General features: G+C 43.0%; 10 protein-coding genes. 5 read left to right on the forward strand and 5 right to left on the reverse strand.

Annotated features, from left to right (window positions below; all coding sequences use genetic code 11):
* The 3 genes from NT178_04200 to nth form a co-directional block, all read right to left on the reverse strand.
* A partial coding sequence (locus tag NT178_04200; protein ID MCX5811731.1) for an IMP cyclohydrolase occupies nucleotides 1-1227 on the reverse strand: 1227 nt, incomplete at its 3' end.
* 98 nt (nucleotides 1228-1325) lie between these two features.
* The gene (locus NT178_04205) at nucleotides 1326-3218 is read right to left on the reverse strand and encodes a transketolase (GenBank protein MCX5811732.1); all 1893 of its coding nucleotides are present in this window, start codon (nucleotides 3216-3218) and stop codon (nucleotides 1326-1328) included.
* Between the two features lie 125 nt (nucleotides 3219-3343).
* The gene (gene nth / locus NT178_04210) at nucleotides 3344-3964 is read right to left on the reverse strand and encodes an endonuclease III (GenBank protein MCX5811733.1); all 621 of its coding nucleotides are present in this window, start codon (nucleotides 3962-3964) and stop codon (nucleotides 3344-3346) included.
* 416 nt (nucleotides 3965-4380) lie between these two features.
* Between nth and NT178_04215 the strand changes: the two genes are divergently transcribed.
* The 5 genes from NT178_04215 (at nucleotide 4381) to NT178_04235 (ending at nucleotide 9976) form a co-directional block, all read left to right on the forward strand.
* Nucleotides 4381-4977, forward strand: a complete 597-nt coding sequence (locus tag NT178_04215) for an HD domain-containing protein (GenBank protein MCX5811734.1) — start codon at nucleotides 4381-4383, stop codon at nucleotides 4975-4977.
* Nucleotides 4978-5057: 80 nt separating this feature from the next.
* A complete protein-coding gene (locus tag NT178_04220) occupies nucleotides 5058-5738 on the forward strand; it encodes a response regulator transcription factor (GenBank protein ID MCX5811735.1) in 681 nt (226 codons plus the stop codon).
* A complete protein-coding gene (locus NT178_04225) occupies nucleotides 5725-7134 on the forward strand; it encodes an ATP-binding protein (GenBank protein MCX5811736.1) in 1410 nt (469 codons plus the stop codon). Before NT178_04220 ends, NT178_04225 begins: the two co-directional genes overlap by 14 nt.
* Nucleotides 7135-7147: 13 nt before the next feature.
* Entirely contained in the window at nucleotides 7148-8611 is a 1464-nt protein-coding gene (locus tag NT178_04230; protein ID MCX5811737.1) for a DegQ family serine endoprotease, read from the forward strand.
* A 156-nt stretch (nucleotides 8612-8767) separates the two neighbouring features.
* A complete protein-coding gene (locus tag NT178_04235; protein ID MCX5811738.1) occupies nucleotides 8768-9976 on the forward strand; it encodes a type II secretion system F family protein in 1209 nt (402 codons plus the stop codon).
* Nucleotides 9977-10010: 34 nt separating this feature from the next.
* Here the strand turns inward: NT178_04235 and trmFO are convergent, their stop codons facing one another.
* Both trmFO and topA read right to left on the reverse strand, forming a co-directional pair.
* Nucleotides 10011-11402: a methylenetetrahydrofolate--tRNA-(uracil(54)-C(5))-methyltransferase (FADH(2)-oxidizing) TrmFO gene (gene trmFO, locus NT178_04240; protein ID MCX5811739.1), complete on the reverse strand. Its 1392-nt coding sequence runs from the start codon at nucleotides 11400-11402 to the stop codon at nucleotides 10011-10013.
* A complete protein-coding gene (gene topA, locus NT178_04245; GenBank protein ID MCX5811740.1) occupies nucleotides 11393-13597 on the reverse strand; it encodes a type I DNA topoisomerase in 2205 nt (734 codons plus the stop codon). Before topA ends, trmFO begins: the two co-directional genes overlap by 10 nt.
* Nucleotides 13598-13618: the final 21 nt, after the last annotated feature.

Here is a 13618-nt window from a genome sequence, read left to right on the forward strand (position 1 = left end):
CTCGATCACTTCAAAATCACGTTCAGACCCGCCCGGCTGGACAACCCCGGTAGAACCCTGATTTATTGCAGCATCAACACCGTCCCTGAAGGGGAAAAATCCATCGGATACAACAACGGAACCGATAAGCCCTGCCTTAGCTTCTCTCGTATGCTTCTCTATCTCTATCAGGTCTTCCATTCTCCTCAGACCCTTTTCAGCCTCAAGTTTAAAAACCGCATATGGAACCCCGTACTTCTTAAATACCTCCTTGTCCATAAACTTTGTGTATGCCTTGAAGACGGCAATTTCCACAACGCCTACCCTGTCCTGCTCTCCTGTGCCTATTGCTGCCGTTGCCTCATCTTTTACAAAAAGCGCAGAGTTCGAACTAACCCCCGATTCTACATACCAACCGAAAAGCATATCCTCATATTCCTTTTCAGTCGGCGCCCTTTTGATCTTATAGGTTTCGCCTTTATATACAGCCTCGGCCGGTTTAAGGTCGTTTTTGTCTTTGATTTTAAAAGGCTGTGATTCCTGGACGATAATCCCTCCATCCATCAATGACTTGATATCTATGTGCCTCTTGAACTTATATTCATGGAGTCTGTCAATATCCTTAATCTGGAGTATCCGCAGATTTTTCCACTTCTTTAATATATCAATGGCGCTCCCTTCAAAATCAGGTGCGCAAATCACTTCGAAATAGTAGGGCACCATTGCCTTCGCTGTCTCAATATCAATTGTCTTTGTAGTTACCACGGCGCCGCCGAAAGCAGCAATCCTGTCGCACCAGAATGCCTTCTCGAATGCCTCTGCCGCTGTTGATCCGTAGGCAGCCCCACAGGGGTTATTGTGCTTCATGATTGCGCAGGCGGGTTTTTTATCGAGGAATTTTAAAATATTCAAGCCGTTGTCAACATCGGTAAGGTTGATTTTCCCTGGATGTTTGCCGACCTGAAGCATATCCTGTTCCATGACCTTGCTCGTAAGTCCGCCCAGATAATCAAAGAACCTCACATCTCCGAGCATGATATTACCGTTTGCAAGTTCATACATGGCCGAGGGCTGGTCAGGGTTGTCGCCATATCTCAAACCACGTTCCACGTCGCATTTCTCATCAGCATCATAGATACTCCATATCTTTTTCTTATATGTAAGCACCTGGCCGCCCATATCAATCTTTATCGTATCAGGAAATGCATCCTTTACAACCTTTTTATACATCCCTTTAATGTCTTCCATGAAGCACCTCCCCTTTTTTAATTAAGCATAAAGCATAGAAAATGCAGAATTTTTAAATCATTAATGCTAAATGTTTCATTCTTCAGCAATAAAGTGCCTTATTGCATGATTTTTAACAGCGCCTTAGCCATAGACTCCACATCCAGCCCCTCTATGGCATATGCCTCTTCAGTATCGCCGGATGCCCCATAATGCCTGACCCCAAAGGATTCAAACTTCCCTTTGTATCCGTTCCTTAAAAGATATCCTGTAATTACCGGTGCAATGCCGGTGAATACATTATGGTCTTCATAGGTAAAGATATAGGGCTGTGCAAGTGTTTCTCTCATGGCATTGCTGTCTATCTCATGCACACAGGACATGTTGATCACTTTCAGAACAATACCCTTTTTGGCAAACTCTTCCCTGATCTTTATTGCTTTGACAACCATACCGCCATATGTAATGATTGCACCGTCATGGCCATCCCGTATCGTGTCCATGCTGCCGTAGTTAAAGGTATATTTGTCACCGAAACTTAACTTTCCGTCATCGCCGGAAATTACCGGCCACCTGTTTCTCCCTGTTGCAACAAGAAAGTTGCCCTTTGTTCCGGCAACATACCTGATTACCCTGTCCACCTGATTCGGATCACAGGGGACTATTGTTTTGAAATTGAAAAGGCTCCGTGAAAGGCCCACATAATCAACGCACTGATGCGTCTTGCCGTCTGGTCCCACATCAAGACCGACATGGGTCAGGATAAGCTTAAGGTTCGTATTATTTATATCGTTCAACCTCTCCTGGTTATATGTCTCGTCGATCCCGAAGACGCCGAAATCGGCAAAAAATGTGAGTATTCCTGTAGTCGATAATGCTCCGGCAATAGTTGCAGTATTATGCTCCTGTATACCCCCCTGGAAGAAATAATCGGGGTAGGCACTGTTAAAATCGCCTGTCTTTACCGAACCTGCAAGATCGCAGTCAAATGTGCATATCGTACACCCCTTGCCGATATTCCTGTCGCCGAGGTCTTTTAATGTCTTTCCGAAGGCGGTTCTGTTGTCGATCTTATCCTCTTCGTTGTAGGTAAAGGGACTACCTGTATCAACATCGGGTATCTGAACATCAACGTAAGGCTTCCAGGTCCATTGACCTTTTCTTTTTTCCCGGTAAAATTCGAAATTATCCTCCATTTGCAGTGCCTCAAGGGCGTCTTTATATTCTTTTTCATTCAGAGGATTCCCATGGTATTTTTCTTTATTTTCCATAAAGGGGATGCCGTTGCCCATCACTGTATGTGCCAGTATACATATAGGATTTTCAGAGCTTCTTGCCTTCTTGAGCGCCGTGTATATTTCGTCATAGTCATGTCCGTTTATCTCAACAATATCCCATCCGTCGGACAGATAATTCTCAATGATGTTCTGCGGCATAACATGGTCAATGCTCCCACTTATCTGAAGACGGTTATAATCTATCAGGGCCGTAATATTGGATAACCCGTATTTACTTGCAAATCTCCTTGCCTCACTCAATTGTCCCTTCTGCTGCTCTCCGTCACCCATAAAGACGTACACATGGGTATCTTCCTTTTTTATCTTTGAGGCAATGGCAAAGCCGCACCCGGCAGACAGACCCTGACCAAGATTACCCGTTGACCAGTCAATAAAGGGGATACCCCTCACCACATGTCCCTCAAAAGGGCTCCCGCCTTTCCTGAAAAATGCCGTTACTTCATCTGCAGGCATATGCCCGAGCCTTGCAAGTGCAGCATAAACCCCGGGGGATGTATGGCCGTGGCTTATTACCACCCTGTCTCTGGGTTCCTCGCTCAGTTTTGCATATGAAAAAAGCACAAGGTATGCATCAAGGGAAGAGATGGATCCGCCGGGGTGCCCTGTGCCTGAGAGTCTTGTCATGGTCAGGATATCACCTTTTGCAAGGCGTGATAATGCTTTCAGCTTGATCAATTCTTCATTCGTCAATTTTTCTCTTTCAAACGGCATCATTACTCCTTTATATTGTATTATAATTAAATATCAGTTTTAAGCGGCCAGTCTTAAATCCGCAATGCCTGCCTTTCCCTGTTTTACCTGCAGGCGGGAGGAAGACAGGTACAATCCGGAATCGAAAATTACAGATTATAGTGATCACATTCCTTTTGCAAGAGGCACCTGTCACATTCAGGTTTCTGTGCCCGGCACAGGTATCTCCCGTGTAGTATCAAAAGAAGGGAAAGGTCTATCCATAAGCATTCCGGAGTTGCCTTCTTCAGGTCTTTTTCTATCTTCTCGGGATCGCTGCTGCCTGTAATTCCGATCCGCCCCGATACCCTGACAACATGAGTGTCTACAATAACTGCCGGTGTCTTGTAGGCAAGGCCTACAATCATATTTGCAGATTTTCTGCCGATACCTTTTATTGTGGCAAAGGCATCAATATCCTCAGGTATGTGTCCCTTAAACCTCTCGGATATTTCACGGGCAATGTTTTTCAGGTTCTTTGCCTTGTTTTTATAAAAGCCTGTCGGTCTTATATCTTCTTCGAGTATCTCAAGGGGGGCGTCTATATAATCCTGGAGGGACCTGTATTTTTTAAAAAGGGATACGGTAACCCTGTTAACCCTTTCATCGGTGCATTGTGCGGAAAGCACCGTAGCAACAGCAAGCTCCAGGGCGTTTCCGTATGTCAGTTCACATCTGGGCTCGCCATGCATATCCCTCAACTTACTTAATATTAATTCGATATTTTTCATTGTAAAACTGCTGAATGTATCATTTATATACCACTTATACGATAGTGTATTCAACGGGAAAAAAGGGATAGGCAGGTATCCGGTTGCGTATTACATATCGATGTCATAATAAAAGCGATAAGGCAGGCAAGACAATATATGACTATATATCGAGCATTTCCCGTAATGTCTGAAGCAGTTTGCCTGGCGATAAAGGCTTGGAGATAAAGTGAAATTCTTTATCCCTGAGGCCTTTATTTAGAACAATATCTCTGAGCACGGTGATGATAATTATTTAACCTCATTATAGCCCACTCTCTTTGTTGATAAATCGGACATGTATCACCTAATCGAATTCTTTTAAAAAATTTCCATCATTTTCATGTAACAGATTCTACTTATTTTGTGAGAAAAATGATAGTATCTCGGGGATTGACATGATACGTAAAAATCCCGAAACACCTCGCCTGAACAGCACCGAATCATCTATCTTCCGGTTAGCCAAGCCCTATCTGCAGGCAAGAAACAACGAACTTCATGCGCGGAATGCGATAGAGTTCGCTTTCAGGTTGCTCACAATCTACAAAGCTGACAGGTATGTGATCATCCCGGCCATGATTCTGCACGATGTAGGGTGGAGTGTGGTACCCGAAGAGATTATTAAGAAGACATGCCGCCCTCATCCGGACAAAAACCTACTCAGGATTCATGAAGGAGAAAGTTTGAAGATTGCTCGTGATATCCTGAAGAAGGTTGGCTATGATACGGCCAGAACGGCTGAGATACTTGAGATTATAGATGGCCATGACTCAAGGCGTGGAGCCCTCTCAATCAATGATCAGATCGTGCAGGATTCGGACAAGCTGACCCGTTATGCAGGGAACTTCCTGTTTTTGGTCCGGCAGTTACCTATGACAACTGTGGAATTTGCCATATCGCTTGAACAGCTTATCGACCAATGGTTCTTCCTCCCGGATTCCAAAGAAATGGCGAGAGCAGAACTTGTCCAGCGTCGTATAGAAATAGATAGTTAGTATTGCTCAAAAAAACATTTTAAAACAATCCATTACCAAATTGTTTTAAAAAATGATTTTTTTACTATATAATAAATAGTATGAATATACTCTTGGTAGAGGACGAAGAAAAGGTAGCAAGCTTTATAAGCAAAGGCTTGGAGGAAGAGGGATACAACGTAGAAATTGCTTACAACGGCAGAACAGGACTGGAATTTTTAAGAGATTGCAGCTACGATATTGTTCTTCTTGACCTCATGATACCGGAAATAGACGGGCTTGAACTTCTAAGCAATATAAGGGCATGGGGTATCGATACCCCTGTACTGATAATTACAGCAAAAACCTCAAAAGAAGACGTTATAAAAGGGCTTGATGCTGGCAGCGATGATTATCTCACAAAACCCTTTTCCTTTGAAGAACTCCTTGCAAGGATAAGGGCGTTATTGAGAAGAAGCAAAAAGGCAGATGCCCATATCCTTGAGTATAAAGACCTGGTTTTAAACCCCTATAACAGAAAAATGAATATAGCATCGAAAGAGGCAGAGTTGACTGAAAAAGAGTATTTGATATTGGAATTTATGTTGAAAAACAAGGAAAAACCCTTAAACAGAAAAGAAATTGCAGAATACGCATGGCAAAATGCAAACGATTCAACTAATATCGTGGATGTTTATGTCAACTTTCTCAGAAAAAAAATGGAATCTTTATCTTCGAAGAAATATATTCACACCGTTAGAGGCACTGGTTATATACTGAAAGAAGAAAATGAAAAAGATTAATTTACCTATAAAATGGAGGCTCACATTATGGTATGGGTTGATCCTTACCTTGATCCTTTTAGTTTTTTCAAGCGGAGTATATATATATTTCAGAAACAGCCTCCAAAAAAGTATAGACGCAAAGATTAAATCTATCGGCGAAATATTGTCGTCCTCCATGACGGGAAGCCATAACACAAGCATATTCGGAAACTTTGAAAGATACCTTGAAAATGTCCTTGGTAAAAAGCCAAAAGGTAAATTTATTCAGATAATGGATACCTCAGGAAAAATCGGGGCAAAGATGAACGATATTGAAACCGAAATCCTGCCGTCGAACTTTAAAACACTTGAAAAGGTGCTCAACGGAGAAGTTGTCTATGAAACAATAGAACGGGTAAATCTGAGGTTGAGGATGGTTACAATCCCCATAATAGAGAATAAAGAAAACAAGAAGGTAACAAGTATCGTCCAGGTAGGCACATCCTTAGAAGATTTCGACGAAACCATGAAAAAACTTCTTATCATTATGATAATCAGTATCCCCACATCTATAGGCGTTAGCATAGTAGGCGGCTATTTTTTAGCAAAGAAGGCGTTTCGACCTGTCGATCAGATAAGAAAGGCTGCTGTGAAGATTACATTGAGTAACCTCGGCGAGAAAATTGATATTGGAGGCAGAAGGGATGAGCTTGGCAGGCTTGCACGTACCTTCAATGAAATGATCAGCAGGTTGCGGGACTCATTCCTGAGGATAAATCAGTTTAGTATTGATGTTTCGCACGAACTTAAAACCCCTCTAACAATATTAAAGGGACAGACGGAGGTTGCATTAAGAAAAGACAGGGACAATGATGATTATATAAGCATACTAAAGAGTAACCTTGAAGAGATTAACAGAATGGCAGAGATCATAGACGACCTGCTGCTGCTTTCTAAGGCTGACACAAAAGAGGTAAGGCTGAGCGTTGAAGATGTTTCGCTTAGAGACCTTATTGCCGATGTTTGTATGAATGTTAAAATTTTTGCGGACAACAAAGGAATAGGGTTAATGATTAAAGAGTTGGAAGATATTAAAATAAAGGGTGATGAGCTGAAACTCAGGAGGATGTTCCTGAATATTGTAGAAAATGGTATTAAATATACCCCACCGGGAGGAGAGGTGGAGATATCCTCCTTTATCAATAATGGCTATGTTCAGATTGATATAAAAGATAACGGCGTGGGCATAGCGGACGATGATATCAAGTTTGTCTTTGACAGATTCTACAGAGGAGACAAATCAAGAAAACGCGAGAGCGGCAGCGGTCTTGGGCTGTCAATAAGCAAATGGATTGCCGAAGTGCATAAAGGTACAATAGAAGTAAAGAGCCGGTTGTCAGAAGGCAGCTTGTTCTCGATAAAATTACCTGTATAAATGAGGAGTTTATATGAGAAACAGAAGATGGTATTCGGTTATTATTTTACTGGTCATAGTGTTGTCAGGATTGGTGTATGTAAGGAGTAAGGTCTTTACCAGGGAATCCTGGTTTGATGCAACAAATGTGAATGTAAAGAAGGTAAACTTTGATAAAGGTCTGCCGAGTTTAAGCGAGCTTGTAAAGAATGTAAAGCCTTCTGTGGTGAATATCAGCACAACAACCGTTTTCAAAGGACCTGATGTGCAGGAGCGGTTTTTCGGCCAGCAAAATCCGTTCAAGGATTTTTTTGGAAACGATTTTTTTGAGAAATTTTTTGGTGATGCACCAAGAAGGGAATTTAAGCACAGAAGCCTTGGTTCAGGCTTTATAATCGACAGAGATGGGTATATTCTGACCAACAACCATGTTGTGGAAAAGGCTGTAAGCATAAAAGTAAAACTTTCCGATGAGAAGGAGTATGATGCCAAAGTGATAGGGAAAGATGCCAAGACCGATATTGCTTTGATCAAGATAGATACAAAACACAATCTTCCTGTTGCTGCCTTCGGTGACTCCGAAAAGCTGGAGGTTGGCGATTGGGTTATTGCCATAGGCAACCCCTTTGGCCTTGAGCAGACCGTTACTGCAGGCATTGTCAGCGCAAAGGGCAGGGTTATCGGGGCCGGTCCATACGATGATTTTATCCAGACCGATGCATCAATTAATCCGGGTAACAGCGGCGGCCCTCTGTTTAATTTAAAAGGCGAGGTTGTTGGCATAAATACTGCGATTGTTTCGGGAGGACAGGGAATAGGCTTTGCAATCCCGATAAATGTTGCCAAAGAAATGCTTTCTCAATTGAAGTCAAAGGGAAAGGTGACAAGGGGGTGGCTTGGTGTAGTAATACAGAAGATAACCCCCGAGATCGCCAAGGGCTTTGGCTTGAAAGAATCTGAAGGAGCGCTTGTGTCGGATGTAATGGAGCAGAGTCCTGCTGAAAAGGCAGGGATTAAAAGAGGAGACATTATAATATCTTTTAACGGGAAAAAGATAAAGGACATGGACATGCTTCCAAGACTGGTGGGAGGGACAGAAATCGGTAAACAGGCCAAGGTCGGTATTATCAGGGATGGGAAGAATCTTGAAGTAAATGTTGTGATAGATGAATTGAAAGAGGAAAGCGCTCAGGCATCAAAGAAACCCGAAGTAGAAAAGGATTTTGGGCTTGTTGTGCAGAATATTACACCTGAGATTGCAAAGCATCTGAACATAAAAGATAAAAAAGGTGTGATCGTAACGGATGTTCAACCTGGTAGCCCTGCACAGAATGTAGATATACGCTCCGGAGATATCATAAAGGAGATTAACAGAAAGCCTGTACGGCATATCACTGATTTCAAGGATGCCATGAAGAGGGGCAATGTTAAGGAAGGCATAGTGTTGCTGGTAAAGAGAGAAAATATGACGTTCTATATTGTGTTAAGAGAGGAATAATTACGTTTCACAGTTCACTGTTTGTATGAATTGGGGATTAGGCTAATAAAAAGGTTTTAGCTTTTTTCATCTTATATTTCTAATCTGCGGACCGATAACAGTGAACTGTGAACAATTTTCTTTTCATAATATTTTATTTGAGGTAATATAGGGATCATGGCAGTTTACGAATGGCAGGGCAAAACATTAAAAGGGGAGAAAAAATCAGGGGTTACAAGGGCTGATTCCGAGGCTTCCCTCAGAGCTGTTCTGAGAAGAGACGGTATTATTGTCATAAAATCAACTGAAAAAAAAGATGTCGCAAAAAAGGAATCATTTAACCCGAAGAAAAAAATTGACCAGATAAGTGTTGTGATTTTTACAAGACAGCTTTCAACAATGATTTCATCGGGTCTTCCTCTTGTTCAATCCCTTGAAATACTATCCAGCCAGATTGAGGATAAGAACTTACGGGGCATTGTCCGGGAGATAAAAGAGAAGATAGAAGGTGGATCAAGGTTCGCTGATAGCCTTAAGGATTACCCCGGGTGCTTCGATCCTTTGTATGTAAACCTTGTTGTTGCAGGAGAAGAGGGCGGCCTGCTTGATACGGTACTGTCAAGGCTTTCGGTTTATATGGAAAAATCCATGAAACTGAAAAAGAAGGTAAAATCTGCAATGATTTACCCTATCAGCATTATCATTGTTGCAATTGCCGTGGTAATGGTGCTCTTGATCTTTGTAATACCCGTTTTTGAAACTATGTTCAAGGACATGGGGGCTTCCCTTCCGGCCCCAACCCAGATAGTCGTCAATCTGAGTAGATTTGTAAAATCGAGCATACATTTGATGATAGGCGCGCTTGTATTATTTATTTTCCTTTTCAAGAAATACTACAAAACCGAAGGTGGAAAGCGTAAGATAGACGGCCTCGTCCTGAAGCTCCCGATCTTCGGCATCCTTACAATTAAGGCATCGGTTGCGAGGGTAACAAGGACGCTTGCTACACTGTTATCAAGTGGCGTCGCCATCCTTGAAGCCCTTACGATTGTGGCAAAGGTCGCCGGCAATAAGGTTGTTGAAGAGGCGTTGGTTGTTGCACGGGCACGCATCAGTGAAGGCAGGAGTATGTCTGAGCCTCTTGAAGAGAGCGGGGTTTTTCCCCCAATGGTGGTTCAAATGATCCAGGTTGGCGAATCCACGGGCGCATTGGACAGCATGCTGAATAAGATTGCAGATTTTTATGAAGAAGATGTTGATAACCTTGTAACAAACCTGACGGCAATGATGGAGCCCATGATCATGATGTTCCTTGGTGTTATATTGGGCGGCCTGGTTGTTGCCATGTACCTGCCCATATTCAAACTCGGAGAGACGGTAGGATAGCGGTTTCACTTGTAGTTTTTTCTTTCCCCGAAGCTTACGCTAATATTTCATCTATGCTTTTTTTCCACCCGGAAATTGACGACAGTGCCCTCTCGATTATCTTTTCTTTTTCTTTTTTATTGTAACCCTTAACAAGCCCAAAATTAACGTTCATGGGCTGGAAGTATTTTGTGGGCGTAGTAATATAGTTTGCCAGGGCACCTGTACAGGTCTCTTCCGGTGGCAGAACGAATGCTTTGCTCTTAAGGAAAGCAAGCGCAGATATACCGGCAACAATACCCATGGCTGCCGATTCTACATATCCTTCCACCCCTGTTATCTGCCCTGCAAAGAAGACCTGTTCGTTATTTTTTAGGCTGAGATTTTTGTTAAGGACGGCCGGAGAGTTAATGTATGTGTTCCTGTGGATACTCCCATGTCTTAATAATACGGCATGTCTTAGCGCAGGAATAAGCCTGAAGACCCTTTCCTGCTCCGGATATGTGAGTTTAGTCTGAAAACCCACCATATTGTACATGGCACCTGATACGTTTTCCTTCCTCAACTGTATGACTGCGAAAGGTCTCTTATTTGTCCGTTTATCGATAATGCCAACGGGTTTTGCCGGACCATAGAGGAGAGTCTGTTTACCCCTTCCGGCCATCACCTCAACAGGCAGACATCCTTCAAAATAGGGGGTTTTTTCAAATTCACGCAAATCCACCTTCTCTGCCTTAAGGAGTTCCTCATAAAATATATTATATTCTTCCTCGGTAAGGGGGCAATTCAGATAATCTCCTGAATCCTCCATATAGCGTGAACCGAAAAACGCATTTTCCATATCTATTGTTTCTTTGTCTATGATAGGAGATATGGCATCGAAAAAGGACAGATTTTCAATCCCTGTGGTTTCACGGATTTTTTCTGCGAGGACGTTGCTGGTAAGGGGCCCTGTGGCAATAATTACCAGGCCGGGCGGTATGTCCCGTATTTCCTTGCGCACAACCTCTATGAGAGGATGAGTTTCAAGGCTATCTGTAATTATCTTTGAAAACCTTTCCCGGTCAACAACAAGGGCTTTCCCCCCGGGTATCGATGTTTCATCGGCAGCTTGAATAATGAGTGAGTCGAGGCGCCTCAGTTCTTCCTTCAAAAGCCCGTGAGCGTTTGTCAACTCCTTTGATTTTAAAGAATTGCTACATACAAGTTCTGAAAGATTTGCTGTTTTGTGTGCTGGTGTGAAGACGTGGGGCCTCATCTCGAAAAGTGTAACCTTCCGGCCCCTTCGGGCAATCTGGTAAGCTGCCTCCGCACCGGCAAGCCCGCCGCCGACTACTTTTATTGCCCCTCGGGCCTCATGCTCCGAAGCTTGCTTCGAAAAGTTAATCTGTTCAGAATTACTTGTTGATGATACCCCGAAGCTCGCCTCGGGGTGATTCACTTCCATCCGCAATACTTACGGAGGCAAAAAGGTTTTTTTCTATAACTGAATATAGTCGGTGCGGAACAGACCGGACATGTACCGTCTATCGGTTCTGCATTTGTGGCAAATGTGCATTCAGGGTAACGGGAGCAGCTAATGAATCTCTTTTTCATTTTGGAGACCTTCTCTACAAGCTTTCCTGTACACCCTTCCTGTGGGCATAAAAATCCAAGGGTGTATGCCTCTGTATATTTACATTCAGGGTAGTTACTGCATGCCAGAAATCTTCCGAATTTTCCTCGCTTTTCAATAAGATTCCCGACGCATTGCGGGCATTTCCCCTTTATTTCACTTTCAACAATCTTTATCGCACCTGTTTCATCAGCCTGTGCGTTTTTTTTGTTTTTACAAGCCGGCCTTCCGCTGCATACGAGGTATTCGCCGTTTTTACCCCACCGGAGGAGCATCTTTTCCCCGCATTTTTCACAGATAATCTCTGTAACGGTTTCTTCTTTTTTCAGGCTCTTCATGCCTTCCTTAGCTGTGGACAGTTCACCTTCAAAGGAACGGTAAAATATTTCAAGCGATTTAACCCAATTCTTTTTGCCGCCCTCTATAAGATCAAGCCGCTCTTCCATATTTGCTGTAAAGCCGATATCAACAATAGACGGAAAAAACTCCTTTAATAACTTATTTACAGTCCTGCCGAGGGAAGTAGGAAGGAGCCTCCCCTTATCCTTTTTAACGTAGCTTCTATCTTCTATGGTGCTTACAATAGTTGCGTATGTAGACGGTCTGCCAATACCCTTTGCTTCGAGCATCTTTATGAGAGATGCCTCGGAATATCTTGGAGGCGGGCTTGTAAATCGCTGATCCAAAAAGATTTCTATAAGGGATGCACGCTCCCCTTCTTTCATTGCAGGCAGTTTAGAGCCTTTCTCTTCTGCTTCATCCTGCTCCTCGTATATTTTTGTAAATCCGTCAAATAAAACCTCAGAACCCCTTGCAACAAAAACATATTCATCCGAGGAAACCTCTGCAATCTTTGCTTTAAACCTTTCCTGCGCCATCTGCGAGGCAATGAACCGTTTCCATATCAATTCGTACAACAGGAAGAGGTCTTTATCGAGATAGGGTTTTATCTTATCAGGTGTCAGGGAGGGATCGGCAGGCCTTATTGCCTCATGCGCATCCTGGGCAGTCTTTTTATTCTTGAAAAAGTTCGGTATTTTAGGGAGATAAGGCTTTCCATATGTCTCATCAATATATTGTCTTGCCGTAGCTATTGCCTCGGCGGATACCCTGACAGAGTCTGTTCTCATGTAGGTAATAAGCCCTGTAGCCTCTTCTTCTCCGATATCTACACCCTCATAAAGTTTCTGGGCAAGGAGCATCGTTCTTTTCGGCGAAAACCGGAACCTCCGTGATGCCTCCTGCTGAAGCCTGCTCGTGATAAATGCGGGCTGGGGCGATATATGCCTGTCTTTTACCTCTATCTTCGATATATTGAATGCCTTGCCCTTTACCCCGGATTTGATTTTTTGAGCCTCTTCCTTTGAGGTGACCTTAATCTTTTCCTTTCCTTTTCGTTCAAATGTTGCCTTAAATCTTTCTCCCGATGGAAGCTCAAAATCGGCGTCAACAATCCAGTATTCCTCTTTTATAAAGCCATCGATTTCTTCTTCCCTGTCACAGACAATCCTCAAAGCGACCGATTGAACCCTGCCTGCGGAAAGCCCGTAGCTTACCTTTTCCCATAATATCGGGCTGATTTTATACCCTACGAGTCTGTCAAGGATTCTTCTGGCCTTTTGTGCATTGTATTTTGATTCATCGAGTTTTACCGGGTTTTTCAATGCATCAAGCACGCCTTTTTTTGTAATTTCGTGGAATAATACCCTCTCGACCTCTTTTTTGCCGCCTATTACCTCGGCTACGTGAAAGGCGATGGCTTCTCCTTCTCTATCCGGGTCAGAGCCGATATATATCTTTTGGGCATCTTTCCCTGCCTTTCTCAGTTCCTCCACAACCTTAGCTTTACCTTTAAGTATCAGAAAGTGTGGTGCAAAACCCTTCTCAACATCAACACCTATTTTGCTTTTCGGGAGATCTTTAATATGACCGAAAGTTGCCTTTATGGTAAAATCCTTGCCGAGGAATTTTGAAAGCGTTTTCATCTTAGTCGGTGATTCAACTACCAAAAGCGATTTATTACCCATTGTAACTCCTTAAGTTCAAGC

The sequence above is a fragment of the Pseudomonadota bacterium genome, assembly GCA_026388255.1.
Lineage (GTDB): Bacteria > Desulfobacterota > Syntrophorhabdia > Syntrophorhabdales > Syntrophorhabdaceae > JAPLKB01.

Coding starts and splice junctions, on each gene's coding strand:
- NT178_04205 (MCX5811732.1), bottom strand. CDS start 3,218: ATGATGCCGTTTGAAAGAGAAAAATTGACGAATGAAGAATTGATCAAG.
- nth (MCX5811733.1), bottom strand. CDS start 3,964: ATGAAAAATATCGAATTAATATTAAGTAAGTTGAGGGATATGCATGGC.
- NT178_04215 (MCX5811734.1), top strand. CDS start 4,381: ATGATACGTAAAAATCCCGAAACACCTCGCCTGAACAGCACCGAATCA.
- NT178_04220 (MCX5811735.1), top strand. CDS start 5,058: ATGAATATACTCTTGGTAGAGGACGAAGAAAAGGTAGCAAGCTTTATA.
- NT178_04225 (MCX5811736.1), top strand. CDS start 5,725: ATGAAAAAGATTAATTTACCTATAAAATGGAGGCTCACATTATGGTAT.
- NT178_04230 (MCX5811737.1), top strand. CDS start 7,148: ATGAGAAACAGAAGATGGTATTCGGTTATTATTTTACTGGTCATAGTG.
- NT178_04235 (MCX5811738.1), top strand. CDS start 8,768: ATGGCAGTTTACGAATGGCAGGGCAAAACATTAAAAGGGGAGAAAAAA.
- trmFO (MCX5811739.1), bottom strand. CDS start 11,402: ATGGAAGTGAATCACCCCGAGGCGAGCTTCGGGGTATCATCAACAAGT.
- topA (MCX5811740.1), bottom strand. CDS start 13,597: ATGGGTAATAAATCGCTTTTGGTAGTTGAATCACCGACTAAGATGAAA.